This is a genomic window from Myxococcus qinghaiensis (assembly GCF_024198215.1).
GTDB classification, from domain to species: Bacteria; Myxococcota; Myxococcia; order Myxococcales; family Myxococcaceae; genus Myxococcus; species Myxococcus qinghaiensis.
In genome coordinates this window covers 127,680-151,744 of the sequence record NZ_JAKCFA010000017.1, presented here as the reverse complement: position 1 = coordinate 151,744, position 24,065 = coordinate 127,680, and the positions used below count along the sequence as shown (strand labels likewise).

24 protein-coding genes are annotated in these 24,065 nt (G+C 70.5%); 15 read left to right on the top strand and 9 right to left on the bottom strand.

Annotation, left to right across the window (positions count from 1 at the left end; translation table 11 throughout):
* Window positions 1–79: 79 nt before the first annotated feature.
* Window positions 80–976 carry a lytic transglycosylase domain-containing protein gene (locus LZ199_RS29085; protein WP_253997034.1) on the bottom strand — a complete coding sequence of 299 codons (897 nt, stop codon included), beginning with the start codon at window positions 974–976 and terminating at the stop codon, window positions 80–82.
* A 9-nt stretch (window positions 977–985) separates the two neighbouring features.
* A complete protein-coding gene (locus LZ199_RS46505; protein WP_267145165.1) occupies window positions 986–1,711 on the bottom strand; it encodes a TetR/AcrR family transcriptional regulator in 726 nt (241 codons plus the stop codon).
* Window positions 1,712–1,808: 97 nt separating this feature from the next.
* On the opposite strand from LZ199_RS46505, the gene LZ199_RS29075 reads away from it, so the two are divergent.
* Complete coding sequence (locus LZ199_RS29075; RefSeq protein WP_253997033.1) at window positions 1,809–2,351, top strand: hypothetical protein; 543 nt, start codon at window positions 1,809–1,811, stop codon at window positions 2,349–2,351.
* Between the two features lie 7 nt (window positions 2,352–2,358).
* Here the strand turns inward: LZ199_RS29075 and LZ199_RS29070 are convergent, their stop codons facing one another.
* Window positions 2,359–2,904 (bottom strand): hypothetical protein, encoded by a 546-nt coding sequence (locus LZ199_RS29070; protein ID WP_253997032.1) that lies wholly within the window; start codon window positions 2,902–2,904, stop codon window positions 2,359–2,361.
* 15 nt (window positions 2,905–2,919) lie between these two features.
* Window positions 2,920–3,474, bottom strand: a complete 555-nt coding sequence (locus LZ199_RS29065) for a hypothetical protein (RefSeq protein WP_253997031.1) — start codon at window positions 3,472–3,474, stop codon at window positions 2,920–2,922.
* A 353-nt stretch (window positions 3,475–3,827) separates the two neighbouring features.
* Here LZ199_RS29065 and LZ199_RS29060 point away from each other — a divergent pair, with 353 nt between their 5' ends.
* The 3 genes from LZ199_RS29060 to LZ199_RS29050 all read left to right on the top strand — a co-directional run bounded on the left by LZ199_RS29060 (window position 3,828) and on the right by LZ199_RS29050 (window position 9,126).
* Entirely contained in the window at window positions 3,828–4,709 is an 882-nt protein-coding gene (locus tag LZ199_RS29060) for an OmpA family protein (RefSeq protein WP_253997030.1), read from the top strand.
* Window positions 4,710–4,745: 36 nt separating this feature from the next.
* Window positions 4,746–7,418, top strand: a complete 2,673-nt coding sequence (locus LZ199_RS29055) for an N-acetylmuramoyl-L-alanine amidase (RefSeq protein ID WP_253997029.1) — start codon at window positions 4,746–4,748, stop codon at window positions 7,416–7,418.
* Window positions 7,419–7,566: 148 nt separating this feature from the next.
* On the top strand, window positions 7,567–9,126 hold the full coding sequence (locus LZ199_RS29050) for a hypothetical protein (protein WP_253997028.1): 1,560 nt from the start codon (window positions 7,567–7,569) through the stop codon (window positions 9,124–9,126).
* A 6-nt stretch (window positions 9,127–9,132) separates the two neighbouring features.
* Here the strand turns inward: LZ199_RS29050 and LZ199_RS29045 are convergent, their stop codons facing one another.
* From LZ199_RS29045 to LZ199_RS29025, 5 genes are all read right to left on the bottom strand, one after another.
* On the bottom strand, window positions 9,133–9,558 hold the full coding sequence (locus tag LZ199_RS29045; RefSeq protein WP_253997123.1) for an acyl-CoA thioesterase: 426 nt from the start codon (window positions 9,556–9,558) through the stop codon (window positions 9,133–9,135).
* The gene (locus LZ199_RS29040) at window positions 9,506–10,582 is read right to left on the bottom strand and encodes a YheT family hydrolase (protein ID WP_253997027.1); all 1,077 of its coding nucleotides are present in this window, start codon (window positions 10,580–10,582) and stop codon (window positions 9,506–9,508) included. The genes LZ199_RS29045 and LZ199_RS29040 overlap by 53 nt, the downstream gene beginning before the upstream one ends.
* Window positions 10,575–11,306: a hypothetical protein gene (locus LZ199_RS29035; RefSeq protein WP_253997026.1), complete on the bottom strand. Its 732-nt coding sequence runs from the start codon at window positions 11,304–11,306 to the stop codon at window positions 10,575–10,577. The genes LZ199_RS29040 and LZ199_RS29035 overlap by 8 nt, the downstream gene beginning before the upstream one ends.
* Window positions 11,307–11,308: 2 nt before the next feature.
* Complete coding sequence (locus LZ199_RS29030; protein ID WP_253997025.1) at window positions 11,309–12,319, bottom strand: fatty acid desaturase; 1,011 nt, start codon at window positions 12,317–12,319, stop codon at window positions 11,309–11,311.
* A 427-nt stretch (window positions 12,320–12,746) separates the two neighbouring features.
* On the bottom strand, window positions 12,747–12,917 hold the full coding sequence (locus tag LZ199_RS29025; RefSeq protein ID WP_253997024.1) for a hypothetical protein: 171 nt from the start codon (window positions 12,915–12,917) through the stop codon (window positions 12,747–12,749).
* A 384-nt stretch (window positions 12,918–13,301) separates the two neighbouring features.
* On the opposite strand from LZ199_RS29025, the gene LZ199_RS29020 reads away from it, so the two are divergent.
* From LZ199_RS29020 to LZ199_RS28970, 11 genes are read left to right on the top strand one after another with little or no spacing between them, the layout of a single operon-like run.
* Window positions 13,302–13,922 carry a carboxypeptidase-like regulatory domain-containing protein gene (locus tag LZ199_RS29020; RefSeq protein WP_253997023.1) on the top strand — a complete coding sequence of 207 codons (621 nt, stop codon included), beginning with the start codon at window positions 13,302–13,304 and terminating at the stop codon, window positions 13,920–13,922.
* Between the two features lie 7 nt (window positions 13,923–13,929).
* A complete protein-coding gene (locus LZ199_RS29015; RefSeq protein WP_253997122.1) occupies window positions 13,930–15,105 on the top strand; it encodes a phage tail sheath family protein in 1,176 nt (391 codons plus the stop codon).
* A complete protein-coding gene (locus tag LZ199_RS29010) occupies window positions 15,098–15,586 on the top strand; it encodes a phage tail protein (RefSeq protein ID WP_141645052.1) in 489 nt (162 codons plus the stop codon). Before LZ199_RS29015 ends, LZ199_RS29010 begins: the two co-directional genes overlap by 8 nt.
* Window positions 15,579–16,841: a hypothetical protein gene (locus LZ199_RS29005; RefSeq protein WP_253997022.1), complete on the top strand. Its 1,263-nt coding sequence runs from the start codon at window positions 15,579–15,581 to the stop codon at window positions 16,839–16,841. Before LZ199_RS29010 ends, LZ199_RS29005 begins: the two co-directional genes overlap by 8 nt.
* Window positions 16,841–17,590: a CIS tube protein gene (locus LZ199_RS29000; protein WP_253997021.1), complete on the top strand. Its 750-nt coding sequence runs from the start codon at window positions 16,841–16,843 to the stop codon at window positions 17,588–17,590. The genes LZ199_RS29005 and LZ199_RS29000 overlap by 1 nt, the downstream gene beginning before the upstream one ends.
* Window positions 17,587–19,104, top strand: coding sequence for a phage baseplate assembly protein V (locus LZ199_RS46780; protein ID WP_253997020.1), 1,518 nt, complete (start codon window positions 17,587–17,589; stop codon window positions 19,102–19,104). The genes LZ199_RS29000 and LZ199_RS46780 overlap by 4 nt, the downstream gene beginning before the upstream one ends.
* Window positions 19,105–19,446, top strand: coding sequence for a hypothetical protein (locus tag LZ199_RS28990; protein WP_163869037.1), 342 nt, complete (start codon window positions 19,105–19,107; stop codon window positions 19,444–19,446).
* Window positions 19,443–19,871 (top strand): GPW/gp25 family protein, encoded by a 429-nt coding sequence (locus LZ199_RS28985; protein ID WP_253997019.1) that lies wholly within the window; start codon window positions 19,443–19,445, stop codon window positions 19,869–19,871. Before LZ199_RS28990 ends, LZ199_RS28985 begins: the two co-directional genes overlap by 4 nt.
* Window positions 19,868–22,459, top strand: coding sequence for a putative baseplate assembly protein (locus tag LZ199_RS28980; RefSeq protein ID WP_253997018.1), 2,592 nt, complete (start codon window positions 19,868–19,870; stop codon window positions 22,457–22,459). Before LZ199_RS28985 ends, LZ199_RS28980 begins: the two co-directional genes overlap by 4 nt.
* A complete protein-coding gene (locus LZ199_RS28975; RefSeq protein ID WP_253997017.1) occupies window positions 22,446–22,961 on the top strand; it encodes a phage tail protein in 516 nt (171 codons plus the stop codon). The genes LZ199_RS28980 and LZ199_RS28975 overlap by 14 nt, the downstream gene beginning before the upstream one ends.
* Window positions 22,961–24,064 carry a hypothetical protein gene (locus tag LZ199_RS28970; RefSeq protein WP_253997016.1) on the top strand — a complete coding sequence of 368 codons (1,104 nt, stop codon included), beginning with the start codon at window positions 22,961–22,963 and terminating at the stop codon, window positions 24,062–24,064. Before LZ199_RS28975 ends, LZ199_RS28970 begins: the two co-directional genes overlap by 1 nt.
* Window position 24,065 lies beyond the last annotated feature (1 nt).

Below are 24,065 nucleotides of genomic sequence, written 5' to 3'. Positions count from 1 at the left end.
TTGTTCGAGCCCGAAATCGTCCGGTCATCGAGCCAGGTTTGAACCCTCGCTCCGTATCACTGGCGGCGCGCGGCGCCACTCATCCCGGGCGCGTGTTCACCGTGACAGCGGGCTTCGCCTGCGTCGCGCGCGCGGGCGCTTTCGCGGGAGCAGTCTCGGCCTTCGGCTTCGCCTTGGGCGCCACGGGCTTGGCGACCACCGTGGTGCGTGCTGGCGCCGCCACCGGCTTTGCGACGACCTTGGGCCGCACAGGCGCCACGGGCTTCGCCGCCACCGTCTTCTTGCCCACCTGCGCCACAGCGGGCCGCACAGGCGCCACGGGCTTCGCCACCACGGCCGTCACAGGCCTCGCACGCGCCGCCACCACGGGCACAGGGCGCGGCGGCTCCGGCGGCCTCGTACGCACCCACGCCGTGAGCACCTTGGGCACGTAGTACTCCGTCTCGCCGTTCCTCGGCACGCGCCCATTCACGGAGCCGGGCCCCGCGTTGTACGCGGCCACCGCGAGCCTCACGTCCCGAAACCTTCGCAGCTGCGCGGCCAGATACCTCGCGCTCCCATCCAGCGCCGGCTCCGGGTCGAACGGGTCCGCCACCCCCAGCATCACCGCCGTGGTGGGCATCAACTGCCCGGGCCCCATCGCTCCCGCCGGAGAGATGCGGTGCACCCGCCCCTCCGACTCCACCAGCACCAACGCCTGCAACAACCCCGGAGGCAGCCCGTGCCGCCGCTCCGCCCGCGCGATGAGCGGCTCCAGCGGCTCGTGCCCGTCCAGCAGACACGACGGCCGGTGCGCCACATACGTGCCCAGCGCGTTCACCTTCATCTCCAGGAACGACAGCGACAACGGCGACACATGCGTGTCACCCAGCCACGAGATGGCCCCGTTGATGAGGACCACCGGCACGACGGCCGCCAGCCCCACCCACGCCCACCACGGAATGCTGAAGCCACCCAGGGCCCGCTTGCGCGCCACTCCCCACCCTTAAGTGCGCTTGGCCCCCCCGTCCAACTTCCGGCGCCCCTCCCGTGTCCCAGGCGGCACTCGCAGTCCATCCAACACCAGCGTCGTCAGCGCATCCGGCAACTCCAGCGGATTGCCGATGTCCTCCTCACTCAACACCGCGAGCAACAACCGCTCCACTGCCCCCACCACCGCGAGCCCGCTCACCGCCGGCCGTATCGGCCTCAACAGCCCATGCGTGTGCGCCTTCTGGGTGATGTCCACCGCATGTCGCGACACCTCCCGCGCCAGCTCCGCCACCTTCTGCCGCGCCCCCACCGCCGGCCCCCGGCTCTCCTGGAGGTACAGCCGCACCACCCCCGGGTACTGCAACAACGCGCTCGCGATGACGGCCGCCATCGCCCGGTACGCCTCGAACATCGCCTCCACGCCGCGCGCCTTCCCGAGCGCCTGGCCGCACGCCTCCAACCCCGAGAGCAACTCGCCCCGCACCGGCTCCAACAGCGCCTCCACCAGCCCCGCCTTGTCGACGAAGTACCGGTAGAACGTCCCCTTGGCCACGCCGGCCGCCTGGGTGATGTCGTCGATGGTCACCGCGTCCAGCCCCCGCTCCACGAAGAGCCGCAGCGCCGCGTCCTCCAGCTCCTTCGTCCGCTCCCGCCGCGCCGTCTCCCTCCGGCCACCCGGCCTCCCCGGCCGCTTGTCCGCCTCCACGCCCCTGTCTCTCGTGCCGTCGCGGCTCACCATCGTGCGCTCCGACTCATTGCGTGATAGATAAAGAGTGACCAAATAGTCATGATATTGAGGGTGGGGCGTCGGCCGGGCGCCCCCCTGGAGAGCGAAGATGATCGGCATCCCTCTGGGCTGGGCGTACTCCAATTTCGGTGAATGGGCGCTGCACAAGTACGTGCTGCATGGCCTGGGACGACACCGGGGAAGCTTCTGGGGCTTCCACTGGCACGAGCACCACCAGGCGTCCCGCAAGCACGACATGCTGGATGACCAGTACCTGCGCTCGCTGTGGACCTGGTCCGCGCAGACGAAGGAGCTGCTCGGGCTGGCCGCCGTGGCCCTGGCGCACGCGCCGCTGTTCCCGGTGGCTCCCTTCTTCGTGGGCACCGTGTGGGCCTGCGCGGTGAACTACTACCGCGTCCACCGCCGCGCGCACCTGGACCCCCAGTGGGCTCGCGAGCACCTGCCCTGGCACTACGACCACCACCTGGGCACGGACCAGAACGCGAACTGGTGCGTGACACACCCGTTCTTCGACAACCTGCTGGGCACGCGGCGCGAGTACCTGGGCGTGCAGCCCTCGGCCTCGACGACACCGGTGGTGCCCATGGGCACGGGGGAGCGCCTGACGTCCGCGTCCCCCGCGCACCCGTGAGCCGGGCCTAGAAGACCAGGTCGAAGTAGTTCGCCTTGGCGCGCACGCCCGCGCACGCCTCCAGCCGCGCGTTCCAGTCTCGCGTGGGCAGCGAGCCCCGGGCATCGAAGACCAGCTCCAGCGAGTCCTCGCGGGCCATGTCCAGCAGGTTCACCGCGCCGCTGCCGGTGAGCCGGATGGACTGCGTGGGCGACGTGTTGGTGCGGCGGTACTCGCCAATGAGGATGCTCTCGCTGGTGCCCGGGCGGACCACGGAGACGCTCGCGCGCTCGATTCCGCTCAGGTCCGTGCTGGACGTCACCTCGAAGGCCTTGAGCCGCAGCTCCGTCTCCACGTCGGTGTCCTGCGGGAGCACCTCGTCGAAGTCACCCAGGGGGAACTCGAGCGAGTACTGGAGGCTGAGGGTGCCGGGGAGGGCGGCGGGGAAGTCGACGTCGGGCTCGGCCTTGCAGATCTCCTCGGCCTCCGCCTCGATGAAGAAGAGTGAGTCGCAGCCGGTAGCGGCCAGCGCACAGGTGGAGAGCACCAGGGCGCGGAAGGTATTCGTTCGCATGGTGTGTCTCCGGACTCAGAAGAAATAGAAGAGGAAGCCCACCTTCACGGAGGGGATGGTGGCGCGCAGGGTGAGGTTTCGCGCGGTGATGTCTGACTCGTCCGTGGCCTCTTCGATGAGCGCGCTCGCGTCGTCCACGCCCATGCGCACGTAGCTCAGGCCCAGGTGCAGGAAGAAGTTGAAGCGGTTGGCGGCGCCGATTTCGAGCCCCACGCTGCCAGCGACGTAGTTGTAGCTGATGTCGCGGATGGCCGACGTCGCCGACGTGGGCGTGGCGCCGAGCCAGTCCGCCACGTCGTTGTAGTCGGAGCCGAGGTAGTGCCCGCCCTCCACGTTGAAGGAGGGGGAGATGAAGGTCTGCATCGGGAGGATGCTGAGGCCGCCGCGCAGGCCCAGGCTCAGCGTGTTGGTGGTGGGACCCGCCTGCAGCCGCAGCCAGGGCACGGGCTTGAAGACCGCGGACAGGCCGATGCCGTGGGGCGCGCCCGCATCCACCAGCAGTCCCAGGCGGTAGGGCTCCGCGCCCCCCGTCTCCTGCGCGTGCGCGGCGCCGCCGATGGCGACCGCCACGAGGCCAGCCAGGGCCGTGCCATGTCGTCGCAGGGATGCCGCACGTCGTCTCGTCGAAGGTGTTGCCGTCGTCATGTGCTGTTCCACGAAGGATGTCCGGCCCGTCGACCATCATTCGGCGGCAGGCGCTGAAACGGAAGTCGCGTGCACGAAAATGATGTGCCCTCGGGTCCGAGGCAGGGAAAGCCCCGGCTTTCCAGCGCGGGGTTTTCCGGTGGAGCGGAGCGCTGCCGTGACATGCGGGGCAGGCGGGCGCGAACCCCCCATGTGTCCCGACTTCCCGCGCGGCGACTCGCACGCGCGGTGAAGAAGTGGTTAGAGTTCAGCTTCCAACAGAGGTCGAGGGGGCGAGGATGTCTCACAACAAGGTCACCGCGCGGAAGCTCACGTCGGGCCTCGGGTTGCCGACGGGTGAGGCCCACACCCTGGTCCTCAAGCGTCGCGCGGCCGTGGTGGTGGAGCTGGACGACCTCAACTTCCACTCCGGAAGCGCCGTGCTCCTGCCCGCGCCCCATGCGCGTGAGAACTGGCGCGAGGGCCACACGGGAGGACTGACGTGTGTCATCCGCGCGCTCGAGTACGCGCTGGAGAAGAAGCAGACGCTGCTCGTCGCCGGGCACACCGACAGTGTCGGAGGGGATGGCTCCAACCGCGCCCTGTCGAAGGCCCGCGCCGAGAACGTCCACCACTTCCTCACGGGCGACAAGGCGGGCTGGGCGGCCTCCTGCGCCGAGCACACCGTGCAGGACTATCAGACGGTCCTCACCTGGGTGGCGGACGAGTACGGCTGGAGCTGCGACCCGGGTGGCATCGATGGCCAGCACGGCTCGCGCACCACGGCGGCGCTCACCGCGTTCCGCAAGGGCGTGGAGGCCGCGCACGGCTCGAAGCCGCCGGACTCGCGCGCGCCGGGCGTGGAGGACTGGAAGGCCGTTTTCCAGCTCTATGAGACGTATGTCGCGGGCCGCGTGGACCTGAAGGCCGCGAGGGGCGCGCTGAGTTTCGCCACGCCCGCGGTGCTCGGGTGCGGCGAGGACTGGCCCATCGAAGGGCAGGGCCAGGACAACCTGCGCTCCCAGGTCAACCGCCGCGTGGAGCTGGTCTTCTTCGAGGAGCCGCCGCCGGACTTCTCCCGCCAGAGTCCTCCGGGCGCGCAGCTCTACGGCGCCCAGGCCGGCTACCAGCGCAGCTATCTGCCCATCACCCCGCGCCACACCTTCTTCTTCTCCGTCTGAGGCGCTCGTCGCGTCCTCGGTTCGCGTGGAGCCACCATGCCCGTTCCGGAAGTCCTGAGACTCTACGGACGTACCGACGTGTTGACCGCGGTAGGAGACCCGCAGCCGCCCGCCAGCACCCCGGCGTGGAACGCGGCGACGCGCCACCGCAACGTCACGCGGACCATCACCCTGCACTACACCCACGGCTGGGTGGCGGGGAACTGGCAGGCGCCCTCCACGGACTGGTACGGCGCGACCTTCAACATCGACCTGGATGGGACGCTGTTCCAGTGCGAGGAGATGATTGTCCGCACCAACCACGTGGGCGGCGCGCCTGACTTCTCCGGGCAGTACAGCTTCGTCAACCTCACCTCCATCGGCGTGGAGCTGGCGCGCTTCGGCAAGATTCAGCAGGGCCCCGCGCTCTACAGCGTCAATGGCTATCCCGGCATCGACTTCCAGACGGTGGCGACGTTCCCGGACGAGTGCGACTACAGCATGCACCCGGGCTCGAAGACGGGCGGCACGCGCCGCTTCAAGCTGGGCAAAATCAATGGCGGGACGGTGCTCCAGAACACCAGCGCCAACCGCGCCTACTACTACATCAAGGTCGCGACGTTCGACGACGAGCGCAATGACAACCGCGCCACGTACCCGCTGGACGTGCTCTTCACCGAGGAGCAGTACCAGACGCTGGTGAAGTGGGCGAAGTGCATGTGCGAGATGAATCGCATCCCCAAGGCCTTCCTGCTGCATCCGGCCACCGGCGTCGAGCAGCCCTGGATTGACGTCCAGGACCTCATCGAGCTCAACACGCCCGCGGTGCTCCAGAACAAGGAGCGGGTGCGCTCCTTCCAGGGAATCATCGGGCACAACAACATCCAGGCGGACCGCTCGGACCCGGGCGCGTCCATGGACTTCTACCGCCTCAAGCGCGGCGTCAGCGACGAGTGGTGGTACCCCGTCAACCTGGACGACACGACGCGAGCGCTGAACTACCTGGAGACGGCGCGCTCCGCCGACTACATCGCGATGACGGCGTACAACGCCGCCAGCCGTCGCGAGGACTACTTCACCGCCTGCGAGGGCACGGGCGGCGGCTACTTCCCAGTGGGGCTCAATCGCCTGTGGCACGGCGGCGTCCACCTGCCTTCTGGAGAGGACGCGCGGCCTGTCTACGCCATGGCCAACGGCCGCATCGTCGCCGCGCGCGTCGCCAACGGGCTGGTGCAGGGTGTCGAGCCTCGCTACAGCCGCTGCTTCGTGCTCGTGCGCCACGAGGTGCACGTGCGCGAGGACGCGAACCGCGCGGGGGAAATCGACTACGGGGCGGACTCCACCGAGACAGTCTATTCGCTCTACATGCACCTGCGGCCGAACGTGATTGCGCGGAGCGCCGCGGGGGCGCCGGTGGTGGACTACGCGGCGCATCCGGACTGGCTCAATCACTACCTCATCGACCATCCGACGGACCGGGCGCCCGACAACGGCGACCTCTTCTATCCCGACCAGCCCGTGCTGCTCAGTGACCTGGTGGGCCACTCGGGCACGTACATCACCGGGCTGGATGCCACCGGGCCCGTGTATGGGCCCACGGTGCACGTGGAGGTCTTCACCACCGCGGACGTGTCCCGGTTCGCCGACAGTCCGTGGGTGGATGCGGCCAACCGGATGGAGGACACCACGGAGGACCTGGTCTGTGATTTGCCCGCGCTGGATGACTGGCTCCAGGGACGGGGCTATCCGCCCATCACCCAGGTCGATGTCCGCACGGCGGTGAGCGACTTGCGCCAGGTGGCGGTGCGCTTCCGCAGCGAGTGGAGCCTGGAGACGCGGGAGCAGCTCACGCAGACCATCGTCGTGGGGCAGCCGGCCGTCGAGGTGGCGCTGACGCAGGCGCTCACCCACGAGCAGTGGGAGGCGAACATCCGGCCCCTGTGCTTCCACACGGACATGCAGGGGAGCGCCACCGAGGCCGTCGTCGGGCCCTTCCTGGGCGACTCGCACGTCTGGCACCTGCACCCGCTCGTGTTCATGAAGTGGATGAACGAGCGCGTCGCGGGACACGAGCAGATTCTGCGCTCCCAGGACAAGACGCGCGGACAGGTGGCGAGCACCATCGCCGTGGAGAACGGGTACGTGGTGCGCTTCGTGAACCCCGTGCCCTCCGTGACGCCGACGCAGGGGTACGCGGAGGTCCGGTGGAATGACAACCTCTACGAAGTCACCGTGGACCGGCTCTGTGATTTGACGGCGCTGGCCGCGGCGCCGCAGCAGACGACTCGCTTCCGGATGCGCCTCCTGGATGCGCTGGAGATGATCAACGACCGTCAGCACGGCGTCACGGTGCTGTTGAGCCACGTGGCGGTGGAGGTCAACGCGCTGAGTGCCCGGGCGGGACGGCACCTCGCGGGGAACGCCGTGGATGTGCGCCCCGGCAATGGCACCACGGTGGCGAACTGGTTCGAGTTCTTCCAGACGGTGCAGCGCGTGGTGACGTACCTGAACAACCGCGAGGGCCCAGGCTCCGTGGAGTTGGAGATGTTGCAGGACGCCGACGGTGCGGCCCGGCCCCAGGTGGACGCGACGGTGAACAGCCGGGAGTGGCTGACGCGGCTGCGCGCGGCGACGGCCGCCACGGATGCGCTCCTGACGGCCGTCACCCCCGAGTCCGCCACGCTCCAGGCCGAGCTGGGACAGATGCGTCTCCATCTGCACGCGCCTTGAGGTCGGTGCCAAGATGGGCTCCATGCGCGCGAGCGAGGTACGTCAACGGTCCGAGCGGTGTCCGCCAGGGAGGCTCGTCATGGCGAGAGGCTTCGTGACGGAGGACCGACGCAATCCCGCGTTGCTCGGGAGTCGAGGGAGGTCGTCCATGAGGCGTCGGGTGAGCGCGGTTGCTTCGCGAGGGGCCGGAGTCCGGGGGGCTCGTCTGGTGCTCGGGTGGATGGTGTTGGTGCTTCCGCTGCTGACGGGGGCCTGCCGTCGGGCCGCCGCCGCCGAAGTGCCCGTGCCTGTGCTTCAGCAACGGTCCTCGGTGGCGATGCCTGGCACCGCGCTGTCCTCGACGGCACCTGGTGCTCAGCCGTCAGCGGCGCGAACGTCGCCTCCCGATGCCACCCCCGTGGCGGGCGCTGTTCCCCAACAGCCCGTGTCCACGTCGCCCACCGCGACCGCGCAGCCCCTCGCGGGCGCGGTGCCTTTGCAATCCATGGGGTCGTCATCCGCCACCGCGTCTGCTCACGTCCCGCTGTTGCTCGGCGTGGACCCCACCCAGGCCATCCAGGACACGGAGTCGGCGTTGCAGCCCGTGCGCGCGGCTGTCGGACGCAAGGACTTCACCTCGGCGGCAAAGGACCTCGAAGCGCTCCTCCAGGCCGACCTCCCGCGCTTCGTCTCCCTCTGGACGACAGACGCCGGGCTCGCCCCGCTGCGTGACAGCGAGCCCGGACGGGCGCTGGCGGCGCGATTGCCTCGACTCGAGGCCTCCTGGCGTACGGCGCTGACCCAGGGCCTTCCCCTGGTCTGGTGGAAGCCCGCCGCGCCACGGAGCGAGGAGGGCGACGACTCGGAGGCGTTCACGACGCCGCCTCCCGCGTTGCTCCGCGCGGGTGTCTATCTGCCCAAGCAGCGCCGCTTCGTGCCGACGGGACCTCAGGAACCCGGAGTCATCCTCGCGCGCCTGTCGGTCGACCGCGCGAGTGTGCTGCTCGTCCGGGGCACCCTGGGGCTGGGCCTGACGTCGATGCTCACGGACCTGGAGGTGAGCCTCCGTGACGCCGTGACAGGCAACCCGACGACTCCTGTGCGGAGCCCCGCCCCGGACTATCGCGGCCCGGAGGCGCTCCAGTGGAGCGAGGCTCGAGGCAAGTGGGCCTTCCGCGTCCAGAACGGTGACCAGACGAACCCCACGCTTCCCCAGTTCAGTGGGTGGCGCGACGTGGCCACCGACGGCAACTGGCGCAATCGCTCCGGGCCGGTCCATGGAGAGCTCATCTCCGAGGGCTCGGTGCTGCTCGGGCTCCCCGATGGCTGGGTGAGGGAGGGGAAGATGCTCGTCGAGGAGTCGACGCGTCGGAGCATCCCGCACAACACCGAGCCGGCGAAGCACCGCTTCCTCCAGGCCGTGACGGTGGGCGACACGCTCTGGCTGTCGGCCGTGGAGTCCTGGTGCGACGCCTCGACTCCGGAGCCGACGAGCATCCTCCGCCATGTCGTGGAGCGCATCACCCGCGACAACAAGCGCGTGCGCGTCCATGAAGGGCCCGGCGGCGCTTCGCTCATGTCGCTGGGGGAAGGAGGCCTCATCGTGCAGGTCGACAAGGAGGCCCGGCGGTTTCCCGCGAGCGTGACGACGTGGAAGGAAGCGACGGCCCTGCCGGAGGGCGTGCTGCTGACCACGCCACTCCAGCCCAAGGTCTGTCACTCGCTCTGACGCTGCTCAGCTCGGGAGCGCCTCGGTGCGGCCCTGACGCGCGTTGACGGCCTCGATCACCTGCGCGGGCGGGATGACGCCCTTCTTGCCGAGGATGACGGCGGTGGACTCGCCCTCCGCCACCACCTTGCCGTTCGAGACGAACTGGTGCGTGGCGTAGAAGTACTTGTCGTCCCAGCGCGAAATCGTCATCGACACCGTGTACTTCCGGAACGGCGGCAGCGACTTCTTATAGTCCATGGTGTGCCGCACGATGATGGGCGCCCACTTGTTCTTCATCATCAGCGCCAACAGGCCCGTGCGGATGAACAGGTCCACCCGGTTCAAGTCACACACCGTCAGGAACCGCCCATTGTTCATGTGCAGGTTCACGTCCAGGTCATTGAGCAGCACGCGCTGGTCCAACGTGCTCGTCAACGACTCCACGCGCATCTCCGGCTTCCACAGCGAAGACACCATGACCCACAACAACCTGAGATAGAGATTCATGTGCTTCGCGCTGCTCCTGCAGGAAGAACGAGATGAGGCGGGACGGCGGATAGTAGCAAAGGCCAGAAGGCTGTCGGTACATGAAACCCAGGTGCCCACCGTGCGGCGTGAGCTCCATGCGGACATTCCCGCGCAGCTCCTTCGCGGAGGGGAGGGTGTCGCGCGCCACCAGGGGGTCATCCTCGGCGTTGAGGATGAGGAAGGGCGTCTCGATTCCCGCGAGGAATTGCCGGCTGCTGCAGCGGCGGTAGTAGTCCTCCGCGTCGCCGAAGCCGTGCAGGGGCGCGGTGAAGACCTCGTCGAAGTCGCGGATGCCGCGCATCCCCTTCAGCGCGTCCATGCGCGAAACGTACTCCGGCAGGTCGGCCTTGAGCCGCGCCACGCGCTGATAGGAGCGCAGCACGCGCAACTGGTAGAGCTGATTGATTCCCTCGCATGCGCGCCGGGCCGTGCTGGAGAGGTCGAACGTCAGCGAGACGGCCGCCGCGGCCTTCAGGTGGCTGTGGTGCCCCGTCTCGGCGAGGTAGCGAATCACCATGCTGCCGCCCAGCGAGAAGCCCACCGCGTACAGCGGCGTGTGGGGCTCGCGCTCTCGCAGGGTGGTGATGAGCCACGCGAGATGCTCGGTGAAGCCCGCGTGGTAGAACGGCGCCCGCCGGTTGGCTGTCGCGCCGCCCCGGTGGCACAGCACCGCCGCTCGCAGCCCCCGCTGGGACAGCTCCCACAGCAGGGCGCGGATGTAGATGGATCTCGGTGTCCCCTGCATGCCCGGCAGCAGGATGAACAGGGGCCCCGTCCCCTCGCGATTCAGCCAGTGCACGTCCGCGAAGTCGCCGTCCGGCAGCTCGTGCCGGACGTGCTCGGACGCCACGTCGTAGCGGCGCGGGTCCAGGTGCGGCACCACCGTCTGCACGTGCGAGGAGCGAAGCCACCAGGGCGCCTGGAAGTCGCTCAGGTGCTCAGCCACGGAGGGCCTCGGCCGGTGGCACCGCCGCGTCCTCGGGCAGGGGCATGCCGATGTTCGCCATGACCTCCAGGTCCTTGGGCGTCAGCACGCGCGTTCGTCCCCGCACGTAGTCCGCGCCCAGCACCAGGTTGAAGTTCGACACGCCGCCATAGCGGTGGTGCAGGAAGTGGTTGCGGTAGATGGCCCGGCCATACCGCGTGCCCAGGAACCACGCGAGCCACCGGGGCGCCGTGCGTTGGCCCTCCTCGAAGGGCCGGTGCAGGTACGGATGCACGAAGTGGCTCATGAAGGGCGGCAGCAGCAGCGTCACGCACCCGGCCAGGAAGCCGATGGGCTTGAGCGTGAAGTAGAACAGCGGGAAGAAGATGACGAGCGGCGAGACGAAGACGAACGCCCCCTCGCCGTGGAGCCGCGTGGCGAAGGCGCCCCGGATGATGGTGAGCCCGTGCTTGCCGCGTTGGACGAGCTCCTCGGTGAGCTTCTTCTTCTCCTCCTCGCTGCGGAACTGGGTGATGTGGTCGTTCCGGAACGTCCTCACGTGGTGGATGGTGTGGTGGGAGAAGTGCGTGTTGATGAGCGGCCGGAACAGCCACGGCGCGCGGGACCAGGCACGCACCGCCTTCGGATGCGCGTCGGACACGTACTCGTGCATGAAGGACTCGACGTAGGACGAGATGACGTAGCCCAGCGCGAGGCCGAGGAGGACATGGATGAAGTCAGGCATTTTCAGTGCTCCTCGCTGGAGAGGGTGAGCAGGCGGTCCATCCGGCCCGGAGGCGGTGCGGACGAGCCCGTCAGGAGCGCGTGGGCGCCCCGGGGTGGGGTGGGGGGAAAGCCAGTCATGCGACCCAGCGACTCGTCGTAGACCTTGAGCTGGAACGCCTTGAACGACTCCAGGGTGCCCAGGCGGATGCCGTGGCCACTCAAGTCGTGGCGCTCCATGTAGTCGCGCAGCAGGTAGCTGGGGACCCGCGGCTTCAGGTGATGCACGTGGTGCAGGTTGATGGCGCCGAAGGTCCACTCCAGCGCGCGCGGCAGCATGAGGTAGCTGCTGCCCTTCAGCGCGGAGTCCTTCAACGTCCACCGCGCATGCGGCACCCAGTACGGCTCCTCCACCTGGTGCTGCACGAAGAAGAGCCAGATGCCCAGGCCCGCGGCCACCTGCGTGACGACCAGGTGCACGACGATGAACCTCGGCCAGTCACCGAAGGCGAGGAGCGCCAGGTGCATGACGAGCAGCACCCCGTTCGTCACCGCGATGGAGCGACGCTCCGGCCTGCGCTCCTTCGCGACGATGCCCGGCATGCGGAAGCGCAGCAGGAACTGGAACAGCGGTCCCACGCCCAACAGCACGGCGGGGTGACGGTAGAGGCGGTAGCGCAGGCGCTCGGCGGGCTTCAGCGCGCGGTACTCCTCGGCCGTCATCGTCACGATGTCACCGGTGCCACGTCGCTCCAGGTCTCCGCTCGTGCTGTGGTGGACCAGGTGCATGGCCCGCCAGTACGCGTGCGGCGCCAACGTCAGCAGCCCCAGCGCCATCCCCACCCTGTCATTCACGGAGGGCCGGGCGAACAGCGAGCGGTGCGCGCAGTCGTGTTGGAGGATGAAGACCCGGACCAGGGTGATGCCCGCGAGCACCGCGAGCCCGAGCCCCGCCGCCACCGAGTGCGCGAGGGCCACGTAGCTGGCGGCCGTGAGCAGCAGATACGTGCCCACCGTTCCGAGGACCTGGGCCACGCTCCAGGCAGTCCTGGGTTGCCAGCTTCGCGGCTCGGCAGGAAGGGTACTGTCGGATGAAGAATGAGATGTCATGGCTGTCTCGACGCTGTGTGTCGGCCCCCAGAACCATTGATTCCCGCTATTTCCGACATAGCGTCATCTGACGCGTTGCGACAAGGACCTCCAAGGTTGGCAATTCCGGTGGTATTTTCCGGTGAAGCGGGAATCTTATGGAGTTTCTGGACGGCAACCATTCCACTGCGGGCCAGCCGAGGGCCCGAGGGGTCGGCTCATACCCGTCACGGCGCACGTGACAGGTAGGGACTCGAAACGTCGCCTTTGAGGGTGAGGTCGCGCTCAGTGAGGAGCGCGGTCCGGAGGGCTCGCCCGGCGTGAGCAGGCGTCGCTGGGTGCGGTCCGCCACGTAGCTGGCGCGCGCCAGCATCTACGACAGGTAGATGAACTCACCCTGGGGCGTGCGCTCGAAGAGGACCACGTTGAAGTCGAAGTCCTTCTTGTTGGTGATGAAGTCGAGCTGGCCGGAGAACAGGCCGCTGAGCTCCACGGGCGCATCGAGCGGCTCGCTGACGAAGGTGAAGCCGTTGCGCGCGTCCACCGTGGTGGTCGCGAAGATAACGCTCGGGCGGGGACTTCTTGTGGCTTCGTGTGCGGGAAGTGCTTCACGGACATGCGCTCCCACTGGAGTCGCGCGCGGTGGAGGTGAGCGGGGGGCACACCCGTTCGGTTGACGAGTTCGCGTTGGCTCTGTGCTCCGTCCGACGAAGCACGTGTCGCGCACGTCGGCGTGTTGAGGCCGCGACGGCGGTTCCATCCTTCGGACCAATTACCGCGCCCCGCAGCCGGTGCCACCTTGCCAGCCCGGACGTCACTGGCGATGCAGGCACGTGAGCACCGGCCCAGGACCTCGGGGGACCGGATGATCGACGAAGTCGATCTGCGTTTGAAGTCGTGGGCAGGACGAATCGCTGGCGAGGCACCCGTGCATCTGGGTGCACCGGACCGTGATGCCGTCGAGCGAGGCGTGTGTCTCTACCTGCTGGAGCTGGGGCCCGCGCCTCCCGCGCGAGGCGGGCGCCGCGTGCCGCTGCAGATCTCCGTCTGCTACCTGGTCACCGCGGGCGCGGAGTCACCCGAGCTCGCCCACCGCCTGTTGGGGGAGCTGGTCTTCTCGGCCATGGAGGAGTCGGAGTTCGAGGTGGACCTCACGCCCGTGCCCGCCACCGTCTGGGCGGGGCTGCGCATTCCTCCGCGTCCCGGCTTCCGGGTGCGCCTGCCCGTGCGACGCGAGCGCCCGCAGCCCATCGTCCACCGCGTGCGCTTCCCCGTCATCACCCAGGCGGTGCCCGCGGAGGCGCTGCTCGGCTGCGTCGTCGGGCCCGGTGACGTGCCCATCCCCGGCGCGCTGGTGGAGCTGCCCGGGCTGAGCCTGGTCACTCGCACCGACGACAATGGCTGCTTTCGTTTTCCCCGCGTGCCGCCAGTGGCCACGCTGGGACGGCTGGAGGTGCGAGCGAAGGGGGAGTTGCTCGCGCTGGGGCCGGAGGCGCTCGCCTCCGAGCCTCAACCGCTGCTCATTCGCCTGCCGCTGAAGGAGGACTGACGTGCCGATGAACTACCTGACGCCCGGCGTCTATGTGGAGGAGGTTCCCAGCGGGACACGCTCCATCCAGGGCGTGGGAACCACCACCGCGGCCTTCGTGGGCCGAGCGCCCGCCCGGGATGCCCGGCTGAATCAGGCGGTGCCCGTCAACGGCTGGGCGCAGTTCGTGAAGGAGTTCGCTCCCCCCGGCACGCCGGGCACGGCCCTGGCCCGCGCGGTGTACGGCTTCTTCGAGAACGGCGGCCGGCGCTGCTTCATCGTCAACATCGGCGACAGCGAGAGCCTCGTCGGCGACGCGCGCAAGCGTCAGGGCGTGGCGGTGCTGGAAGAGGTCAGCGAGGTGGCCATGGTGGCCGCCCCCGGCTTCACCAGCCCCGCGGCGTGGGACGCGCTCCTGTCCCACTGCGAGAAGATGAGAGACCGCATCGCCATCCTCGATGCGCCCGAGGACGTCGAAGAGGTGGAGCGCCTCACGAAGGTCTACTCAGGCGACGAGGGCGCGGGCATCCGCTGCCGCTCCTCCGACCAGGGCTACGGCGCCTTCTACTACCCGTGGTTCTCCACGCCGGACCCGCTCGGCGACGGGAAGACCATGGTCAACGTGCCGCCGTCCGGGCACATCGCGGGCATCTACGCGCGCACGGACGTCACCCGGGGCGTGCACAAGGCGCCCGCCAACGAGGTGGTGCGCGGGGCGATGCGGCTGGTGCGCGACGTGACGCCGGAGGAGCAGGGCGAGCTGAACCAGATGGGCGTCAACTGCATCCGCTACTTCCCGCGCGGCGGCATCCGCGTGTGGGGCGCGCGCACGGTGGCGGACGCCGCCAGCGAGTGGCGCTACGTCAACGTGCGCAGGCTCTTCAACTTCGTGGAGGAGTCCATCGCGCTGGGCACCAACTGGACGGTGTTCGAGCCGAACGACCCCACGCTGTGGAAGTCCATCCACCGCGACGTGAGCGCGTTCCTGCTGCGGCTGTGGCGCGACGGCGCGCTGATGGGTCGCACCAAGGAAGAGGCGTTCTTCGTGCAGTGCGACGAGCAGACGAACACGCAGGAGACCATCGACGCGGGCCAGGTCATCGCCGTCATCGGCCTGGCGCCGGTGAAGCCCGCGGAGTTCATCATCTTCCGCATCGGCCAGCACGCGGGCGGGGCGGAAGTGGAGGAGGTGTCCAATGGCTGAAGCCAAGGCTCCCGAGGCGGCCCCGCCGGAGCAGGAGGCGGGCGCGCAACCCGGCGCGCTCGCGGACCCGTTCCGCGCGTACAACTTCAAGCTGCTCATCGACGGGGTGAACGAGGGGCACTTCACCCAGTGCACCGGCCTGGAGGTCGAGGTCACCGCGCTGCACTACCGCGAGGGCGGCGCGGGACCGGTGACGCGCAGGCTGGCGGGGCCCGTCACGCACGGCGACATGACGCTGCGCTACGGCGTCACCGTGTCGCCGGAGCTGTGGAACTGGTTCCTTGCGTCGATGAACGGCGTGCCGCAGCGCAAGAACGTGTCGGTGCTGCTCCTGGACATGGATGGGGTGACGGAGAAGCTGCGCTGGAACCTCAACGAGGCCTGGCCGAAGAAGTGGCGGGCGGCGCCGCTGGATGCGCTCGGCCAGCAGATCGCCATCGACTCACTCACCCTCGTCTTCGAGTCCATCACCCGTGGCTGAGCCCGCGCGCAGACCCGTGCCCGGCGCGTGGCTGCGCGCCGTTGCCCGGAAGATGAAGGCGTGGGCGGAGTCCGTCCTCTCCGAGGAGGAGAGCGACTTCGCCGCCGCGCTCGCCCAGGCGCGCGTGCCGACCCAGCGCTCGAGCCCCCCTTCCACCGACGGTGCCCGCGCCACCTCCACGCCCGTCACGGTGACGGCGCCTCCCGTGGGGCTGGGGCCGCCGGAGCACTGGCTCCGCGACGTCCAGGGCCGGCGCCCCCAGGGGCCTCCCGCGGACTGGGTGGCCCGCGTGCGCAAGGTCGCCCCTCATCTCGTGGAAGGGCTGGCGGAGCAGGACGCGCAGCTCCCGGTGAGCGAGGCCCACCTCTCGTTCCGCACGCGGATGCTGCTCGCGAGCGCGACCGACCAGGACAAGTCCACCGCCCACCGGCCCGCGCCGGTTCGCGACGCCTCGCGGCCCGCCGTGCTCCCCGAGCCCTCCTTCCACCGCGCCTCGCCGCGCGCGCCCTTGGAGCCCGGAGCCCCGGTGTCGATGCGACGCGAGGTCAGCGGCCCTGCTCCCGTGAGCGCTCCCCGGGAGGAGCCATCGCGGGCCTCGAAGGTGAAGCCCCCGGCACCGGCGCATCCCTTCGCGTCGCCTCCCGCGACGCCTGTCCCCCTGGCTCCGGGACGGCTCTCCGGCGAGGGGCCCGTCACGCCCGTCCCCTCGATGATGGGAGGGCAGCCCTTCGCCAACCCGGTGATGGTGGCGCCCACGCCCGCGTCGCCCTCGGAGGTGTGCGTGCCTCCGCTGGGTGAAGGGGACCGCGAGCGGAGCCTGTGCGCCTCCGGCTTTCCCCAGGGCATCTCCGCGTCCCAGGCGCTGGAGCTGCAACGCGAGGGCTCAAGCGCGGTGCCCTCGCCTCCGCCGCGTGCCTCGCCCTCGTCCAAGGGCGAGTCGTGGCGTGTGCGCCGGGGACAGGACGAAGCCCAGGTGCGGGAGGCCGAGGCGGTGCGCCGGGAGGTGTCCCGCGAGCCCACGCCTCCGTATGCGCCTCGCACCTGGACGGAGGCGGAGGAGGAGCCGTCCACCTCGCGCTTCGCCACCCCGGTGGGAGAGGAGCCGCGGGGCGCCTCCGAGGATGTGGCCCCGTCCGAGCACGCCTCCTGGCCGGAGCTCCCCTCCGCCCTGACGCCGGAGTCTCCGGACGTCGCCGAGGAGCTTCGGCTGTGGACGCGGCTGCGCCGGCTCGAGCGCGAGCAGCGGGGTGACTGATGGAGCGCGTGGCCTTCCTCATCGAGCCGAGCGGTGAGCGCATCGGGTGTCTGCTCAACCCGGAGACGCTCGTCCTGCGCCGGGAGGCGGGCCTGCGTCCGAGGCGCGCGCTGGGCGGCTCGCTGCCGTGGGGCGGGCCGGGGGACGACCCGCTGCTCTTCACCGGAGGCGGCACCACCGAGATGACGTTGGACCTGCTCTTCGACGTCTCGCTGTCCGGCTCCACGCTGGAGACGGAGGACGTGCGCGAGCTGACCGAGCCCTTGTGGCGCCTGGCGGAGAACGGCCTGCGCGAGGACGGCGGCATGCGGCCCTCGCTGGCGCGGATGGTGTGGGGCAAGCGGCTCAACTTCCTCGGCGTGGTGGCCGCCGTCGCGGAGCGACTGGAGCACTTCACCGCGACGGGGGCACCGCGACGCTCCTGGCTGCGGCTGCGGCTGGTGCGCGTGGAGGACGAGACGGGCACGCGAGAGCCGGTGACGGGCGGCGAGCCGCCGGACGCGGACGCGGTGGCCGCGGCCCTGACGCCGGAGGACTACGAGGCGCACACGGTGCTCGGGGCCCAGGCGGGTGAGGACGGGACGCCCGCCTCCGGACAGCGCCTGGATGAAATCGCGCACCAGCGCTACGGCGACCCGTCGATGTGGCGCCTCATCGCCGCGCTCAACGGCATCGACGACCCCTCGCACATTCCCCCCGGCCAGGTGCTGCGCCTGCCCACGCCCGAGGCCCTCCGGAGGGTGATGTGAGCCAGGTGCGGGGACTGCCCGAGCTGCGCATCGAGGTGGGCGGCGCTCCGCTGCCGACGGCCGACTTGCGCTCCCTCGCGTCCATCCAGGTGTCGCAGCGACTGGCGATGCCCACGCAGTGCGAGCTGACCTTCACCGACCCGCGCGGCGTGCTCGCCACGTCGGGCCTCCCGCCGGGAACCTCGCTGCGCGTGGCGGCCTCGTCCTCGCTGGAGGACCTCTTCCTGGGAGAGGTGACGGCCGTCGAGTTCTCCCACGCGCGGGGCGGGGCGCGCGAGGTGCGGGTGCGCGGCTACGACGTCCTGCACCGCCTGCGCAAGCGGCAGCCGGTGCGCGCGCACGTGCAGGTGACGCTGGAGGACCTGGCGCGAGAGCTCGTCTCCGGCCTGGGCCTCTCCGTGAAGGCGGCGTCCCCCGGGCCGCTGTGGCGCTACCTCATCCAGCATGGCCAGTCGGATTTGGAGTTGCTGGTGGAGTACGCGGACCGCTGCGGCCTGTTCCCGGTGCTCCATGGCGACACGCTGCGGCTGATGACGCTGGAGGGCGAGGGCTCGCCCGTGTCGCTGCGCCTGGGCGAGTCGCTGCTGGAGGCGTCCATCGAGATGAATGGCGACGCGGCCTGTCGCGAGGTGTCCGCGGAGGGCTGGGACGTGCTGCGCGCGGAGGCGCATGCGGGGCGCGCCGATGTGCCCCGCGTGGGGCGGGACGTGGAGGCGGGAGTCTCGCCGGAGCGCGTGGGTGGAGAGGCGCGTCGCTCGCTGGTGGACGAGGCGGCGGAGGGCATCCCCCACGTCGAGGCCGCGGCGCAGGCGGAGCTGGACCACCGGGGCGCACGCGAGGTGGTGCTGACCGCCGTGGCCGAGGGCGATGCGCGGCTGCGGCCGGGCGCACGGGTGGACGTGGCGGGCGTGGCCGCGCTGGTGGCGGGCCGCTACGTGCTCACCCGCGTCATGCATCGCATCGATGCGCGGCAGGGCTTCGTCTCGGAGCTTTCCTCCGCGCCGCCTCCACGAAGGCCCCGCGCTCGCGCGTCCGCGGTGACGCTGGGCGTGGTGAGCCGCGTGGATGACCCGGATGGACGGGGCCGCGTGCGCGCGACGCTGCCCGCGTACGGGGGCGTGGAGACGGACTGGATGCAGGTGCTGGCGGCGGGCGGCGGCTCCGGCAAGGGGCTGATGCTGCTGCCGGACGTGGGGGACACGGTGCTGCTCGCCTTGGGGGGCGAGGACCCGGCGCGCGGCGTGGTGGTGGGCGGGCTGTATGGCGGAGGCGGGCCGCCGGACGCGGGCGTCGAGGGCGGCTCGGTGCGGCGCTACACGCTGCTGACGACGGGCGGGCACCGGCTGAAGCTGGACGATGAGAGCCGCACACTGCGTCTGGAGGATGGCACCGGCAGCTACCTGGAGCTGTCACCGAAGGGGGTGCGGCTGCACTCGAAGGTGGCGATGGAGTTGGAGGCACCGGGGCAGGACGTGGTCATCCGTGGACGGTCCATTGACTTCCGGAGGGGCTGAATGCGGCTGCTGACCGTGGACGCGCTGGTGGTGTGTGCCCATGAGCTGGGGCGCGTGGGGCTGGTGAACTCGCAGCCCTGGGTGACGGTGGAGCGCCGGCCGCTGCTCGTGCGCGCGGACCCGGAGGGACGCCCTATCGGTGGGTGTCCCAACATCGGCCCCACCATCAAGCCCTGCACCACCACTTTGAAGGTGCAGCAGGGTTACTCCACGCTCGTCACCATCGACGGCAAGCCCGTCTGCCTGGACACGCTGATGGGGCTGACGGACGGCACACCGCCCGGCATCGTGAAGTACAAGGTCAACGCGCCCGGCCAGACGCTGGTGACGGAGGAGCGATGAGCGCGCCCCGCTTCCGCACCTGGCGCTTCGCGCACCCGGACTTCGAGATGGCGGAGAAGTCCGGCCTGCGCGTGGCCCCCACCGGCCGCGTGGAGATGGTGGAGGAGCACGCCGCCATCCGTCAGGCCGTGCTGCTCCTGCTCACCACGGTGCCAGGGGAGCGCGTCATGCGCCCGGACTATGGCTGTGAGCTGCACAAGCTGCTCTTCGCCAACAACGACGACACCACGGCGGGGCTCGCCATCCACTACGTGCGCCGCGCCCTGGACCGGTGGGAGCCGCGCATCCAGGTGCTGCACCTGGACGCCACCCGGAGCCCGGAGGACGGCTTTCGCCTGGACGTGTCCGTCGAGTACCGCGTGCGCTCCACCGGCCGCACGGAGCGGCTGGCCTATCCCTATTCGCTCTCGGGAGGCCCGACATGACGTCGCTGCCGACACCCCGGCTCGACGACCGGAGCTTCGCGCAGCTCGTGGAGCAGGCGCGCTCGCGAATCCTCGCCCTGTGTCCCGAGTGGACGGACCTCACGCCGCATGACCCGGGCATGGTGTTGGTGGAGGTCTTCTCCCACCTCACCGAGACGATGCTGTACCGGCTCAACCGGCTGCCGGAGAAGGCGTACGTGGAGTTTCTCCGGCTGCTCGGCGTGCGCCTCCAGCCGCCCGCCGCCGCGTCGGTGCGCCTGCGCTTCTCGCTGGCCCGCGCCTCCGAGCGTCCCACGGAGATTCCGCGCAACACGCCCGTCACCCTGTCGCGCGCCGGCGCGGGCGTGGAGCCCGTCGTCTTCCACACGGCGGACGCGGTGACGATTCCGCCCGGCGCCACCCAGGTGGAGGTGCTCGCCTACCACTGCGACCCGGTGGACGGAGAGCGGGTGGGCGTGGGCACGGGCCTGCCGGGCCTCACCGTGCAGGTGAAGCGTCCCCCCATCGTCGCGCCCACGGGCGACTCGCTGGACCTCGTCGTGGGCGTGGAGGCGGGGCCCGGCGAGCTGGATGCGCGCGCGCCGGCCCGTCGCCAGGACGGCCGCACCTATCGCATCTGGCGCGAGGTGGAGAACTTCGCGGCGCTGGGCCCGGACGAGCCGGCCTATGTCGCGGACCGGATGACGGGCACCCTCACCTTCGCGTCCTCGGTGCGGCTGGCGAACGAGGCGGGCGAGCTGAACGAGCCGCGCACGCTGGCGGCGGTGCCCGGCGTGGGGCGGGAGATTCGCGTCTGGTACCGACGCGGGGGCGGCGCCTCGGGCAACGTGGCGGCGGGCACGCTGGAGGTGCTCAAGGCGCCCATTCCGGGCCTGAAGGTCACCAACCCTCGCCCCGCCACGGGCGGCCGGGTGGCGGAGACGCTGGAGAACGCGCTGTTGCGCGGGCCCCAGGAGCTGCACTCGCTGCGGCGCGCCGTCACCGCCGGGGACTTCGAGTTGCTGGCGCTGCGCAGCTCCGGCGCGGTGGCGCGCGCCAGGGCCGTCACACTGGCGCAGCTCTGGTCCCACGCCCCCGCGGGCACGGTGGAGGTGTTGCTCGTCCCGCATCTGCCGCCGGAGGTGCGCGGCGCCTCGGGCGAGGGAATCACCGAGGCGGCGCTGCGCGAGCACGAGACAGAGGAGGCCCGCGCGCGCATCCACACGGAGCTCGACTTGCGCCGTCCACTGGGCACCACCTGTCATGTGGAGTGGGCGCGCTACAAGACGGTGCGCGTGCAGGCGCGCGTGGTGGCGCACCGCGAGGAGGACACGGCGGCGCTGCGCTCGCGCCTCACCGAGCGGCTCCACCAGGTGCTCACGCCGCTGCCCTCGGCGCTGCAGCCGGAGGGCTGGCGCTTCGGCCAGGCGCTGCGGGCCTCGCACGTGTACGACGCGCTGCTGGCCGAGCCGGGCGTCAGCTACCTCGACAAGGTGCGCCTCTTGGTGGACGAGGTGCCCCGCGAGGTGCGCACCCTGGCCGCCGACAGCTTCCAGCCGGGCACCTTCTACGCGGGCGGCGGCGAGACGCTGTTCCGCACGGTGAACGACGCGGACGGCTGGGAGCGGGCGGGCCTGTTCCCCGGCGAGGACGTGGACGCGGTGGAGGCGCATCCCCAGCGCGCGGGCCTCGTCGCCGTGTGCGCGCGGCTGACGGCGGACGCGAAGCGCTCCCGCATCCACCTGTCCTTCGACTGCGGCGAGACGTGGGACGACACCACGCACACGCTGGACGCGGTGGAGGACCTGACGTGGGCGGAGCGCGACGGCGTGCCGGTGCTGCTGCTGGCCACGCGCGTGGGCCTGTTCGAGCTGGTGTCGCGTCCGGGCGCCACGCCCATCCAGGTGCTGGTGGACCCCGCCAATCAAGACCTGGGCTTCTACGCGGTGGCCGCGACGACGGACGTGCGCGGCGCGGTGAACGTCGCGGTGGCGGCCATGGGCACGCGGGGCGTCTTCCTGTCGAGCGGCGGTGGACGCGGAGGCACCTTCCGTCCCATCGGCCCCAAGGGCCAGGACGTGCGCGTGCTGGAGGTCCAGAAGGACGGGCCTCGCTCCTTCCTCTGGGCGGGCCTGGCCGCGGCCAGCGGCGCGGACCCGGGCAGGGGCGCGCTCTGCTGGGAGCTGATGGGCAGCGCGGACCCGCCGGACGGCTGGCGCCCCTTCGACAGGAACTGGGACGGCGGAAGCTGTCTGGCGCTCGCGTTCAGCGGCTCCACCGTGTACGCGGGCAGCCACCGCGTGGGCGTGCTGTGGGTGGACTCCAGTCGCCCGGGCGCTTCCTGGCGACGTCCCGACGTGGGCTGTGGCCTGCCGCTGCGCGAGGCGGAACGCCTGTTCCAGCCCGTGTTCGCGCTGGCGTCCTCGCCCACGGGCGCCCCGCTGCTCGCGGGAGGACCGGACGGCGTCTTCCGGCGCCCCAAGGGCAGTGAGCGCTATGAGCCCGTCTCCACGCGCGAGTTCACCGAGAAGGTGACGCTGCCGCCCACGTGGCTCCTCAGCTCCGGCGCGCACGCGCTGGAAGTGGTGACGGACGATGCGGAGCCCTGACATCCAGCGGCTCCTGCCGGGCGTCTTCCAGCGCACCGTGCTTCCGGGCTCGCCGCTCACCGCGCTGCTGGTGGTGATGGAGGCGCTGCACGCGCCCAGCGAGGACGTGCTCGCGCGGCTGGAGTCCCACTTCGACCCGCGCCGGGCTCCGGACCGCTTCGTGCCGTTCCTCGCGCGTTGGGTGGGCATGGACCTGCCCGTGTCCACGGGCCTGGGACGGCTGCGCGAGCTGGTGGCGCAGGCGGTGGAGATATCGCGCTGGCGCGGCACCGCGCGCGGCCTGCGGTTGTTCCTCACCACCGCCACCGGCCGCACCGACTTCCAGGTGGACGACGCGGTGCCCGGCGACGACGGCAGGCCCCGGCCCTTCCATGTGCTGGTGCTCGCGCCCTCGGCCGTGTCCGCCCATCGGCTGCTGCTGGAACGAATCATCGAGCGGGAGAAACCCGCGTACGTCACCTATGAGCTGCGTTTCGCGCAGCCGCCTCAAGGAGCCAGTTGATGCCCCGCGCCTTCGACATCACCGCCGTGACGGACACCGTCCGTCTGAATGCGACGGGACAAGGGGAGGTGGCCTTCACGGTGTCCAACGCGCTGCGCGCCCCCATCCGGGCGCGCGCCTCCGTCGTCCCAGGCCCCGGCGCGAAGGCGGAGTGGGCCACCATCGCGAACGGTGACGAGCGGGACTTCGCGCCGGACGGCACCCAGCAGCTCAACGTGCAGCTGCGCGTCCCTCCCGGGACACCGCCGGGCCGCTTCACCTTCCACCTGCTGGTGGTGGACGTGACGAACCCGGACGAGCGCTATGCGGAAGGGCCCGCCACCGCCTTCGAGGTCGTCGCCGCGCCTCCGCCCAAGAAGCCCTTCCCGTGGATGTGGGTCGCGCTGGCTGCGGGAGTCATCCTGATTATCGGGACGGTGATTGGCCTCCTCTCGGGGGGCGGCGCGAAGCTGAACGAGCCCTGTCCGGATGGGGACTGCGACAAGGGTCTCACGTGCACGAGCCCGGATGGTGGCTCGTGCCTGGTGTCCGCGGGCGAGGCGTGTGACGGCGGCGCGATGTGCTCCACCGGCTTCTGCGACAGGAGGGGCGAGTGCCAGCTCGCGCTGGGCCAGACGTGCTCCAGTCAGCGTGACTGCCCGGGGCCGCTGAAGTGCACGGAGGTGCCCGGCTCCCGGCTGTGTCTGCTCGAATCCCTGCAGGACTGCGAGCGCGACAGCGACTGCTCCAGCTTCTACTGCCGCGCCGACGGCAAGTGCAGCCGGGACGACGGCCGCTGTGAGAGCAACGCGGACTGCCGCCAGCCGGCCATCTGCGGCACCACGAAGCTCTGCCAGCTCTCGGATGGACAGCCCTGCCGGTCCAACGAGGTCTGCCTCTCCGGCTTCTGCGCGGGGACGTGTCAGGTCGCCCCGCTGGGCTTCCAATGCCCTGGCCCGTGCCCCGACTTCACCGTCTGCAGCAATGGCCAGTGCGTCAACGTCCGGGCGACGGTGCTCAACCAGGAGATGCTCCAGGTCTCCCCCCGCAAGTCGGAAATCATGGAGCAGATGCAGCAACAACAGCGTCTGCAACAGGAGCTGCGCCAGCGGCAGGTCCCCTAGG

Coding starts and splice junctions, on each gene's coding strand:
- LZ199_RS28985 (WP_253997019.1), top strand. CDS start 19,443: ATGAGCGCGCCCCGCTTCCGCACCTGGCGCTTCGCGCACCCGGACTTC.
- LZ199_RS28990 (WP_163869037.1), top strand. CDS start 19,105: ATGCGGCTGCTGACCGTGGACGCGCTGGTGGTGTGTGCCCATGAGCTG.
- LZ199_RS29070 (WP_253997032.1), bottom strand. CDS start 2,904: ATGCGAACGAATACCTTCCGCGCCCTGGTGCTCTCCACCTGTGCGCTG.
- LZ199_RS29035 (WP_253997026.1), bottom strand. CDS start 11,306: ATGCCTGACTTCATCCATGTCCTCCTCGGCCTCGCGCTGGGCTACGTC.
- LZ199_RS46505 (WP_267145165.1), bottom strand. CDS start 1,711: ATGGTGAGCCGCGACGGCACGAGAGACAGGGGCGTGGAGGCGGACAAG.
- LZ199_RS29015 (WP_253997122.1), top strand. CDS start 13,930: ATGAACTACCTGACGCCCGGCGTCTATGTGGAGGAGGTTCCCAGCGGG.
- LZ199_RS29060 (WP_253997030.1), top strand. CDS start 3,828: ATGTCTCACAACAAGGTCACCGCGCGGAAGCTCACGTCGGGCCTCGGG.
- LZ199_RS29010 (WP_141645052.1), top strand. CDS start 15,098: ATGGCTGAAGCCAAGGCTCCCGAGGCGGCCCCGCCGGAGCAGGAGGCG.
- LZ199_RS28975 (WP_253997017.1), top strand. CDS start 22,446: ATGCGGAGCCCTGACATCCAGCGGCTCCTGCCGGGCGTCTTCCAGCGC.
- LZ199_RS29050 (WP_253997028.1), top strand. CDS start 7,567: ATGAGGCGTCGGGTGAGCGCGGTTGCTTCGCGAGGGGCCGGAGTCCGG.
- LZ199_RS29000 (WP_253997021.1), top strand. CDS start 16,841: ATGGAGCGCGTGGCCTTCCTCATCGAGCCGAGCGGTGAGCGCATCGGG.
- LZ199_RS29075 (WP_253997033.1), top strand. CDS start 1,809: ATGATCGGCATCCCTCTGGGCTGGGCGTACTCCAATTTCGGTGAATGG.
- LZ199_RS29045 (WP_253997123.1), bottom strand. CDS start 9,558: ATGCGCGTGGAGTCGTTGACGAGCACGTTGGACCAGCGCGTGCTGCTC.
- LZ199_RS28980 (WP_253997018.1), top strand. CDS start 19,868: ATGACGTCGCTGCCGACACCCCGGCTCGACGACCGGAGCTTCGCGCAG.
- LZ199_RS29055 (WP_253997029.1), top strand. CDS start 4,746: ATGCCCGTTCCGGAAGTCCTGAGACTCTACGGACGTACCGACGTGTTG.
- LZ199_RS28970 (WP_253997016.1), top strand. CDS start 22,961: ATGCCCCGCGCCTTCGACATCACCGCCGTGACGGACACCGTCCGTCTG.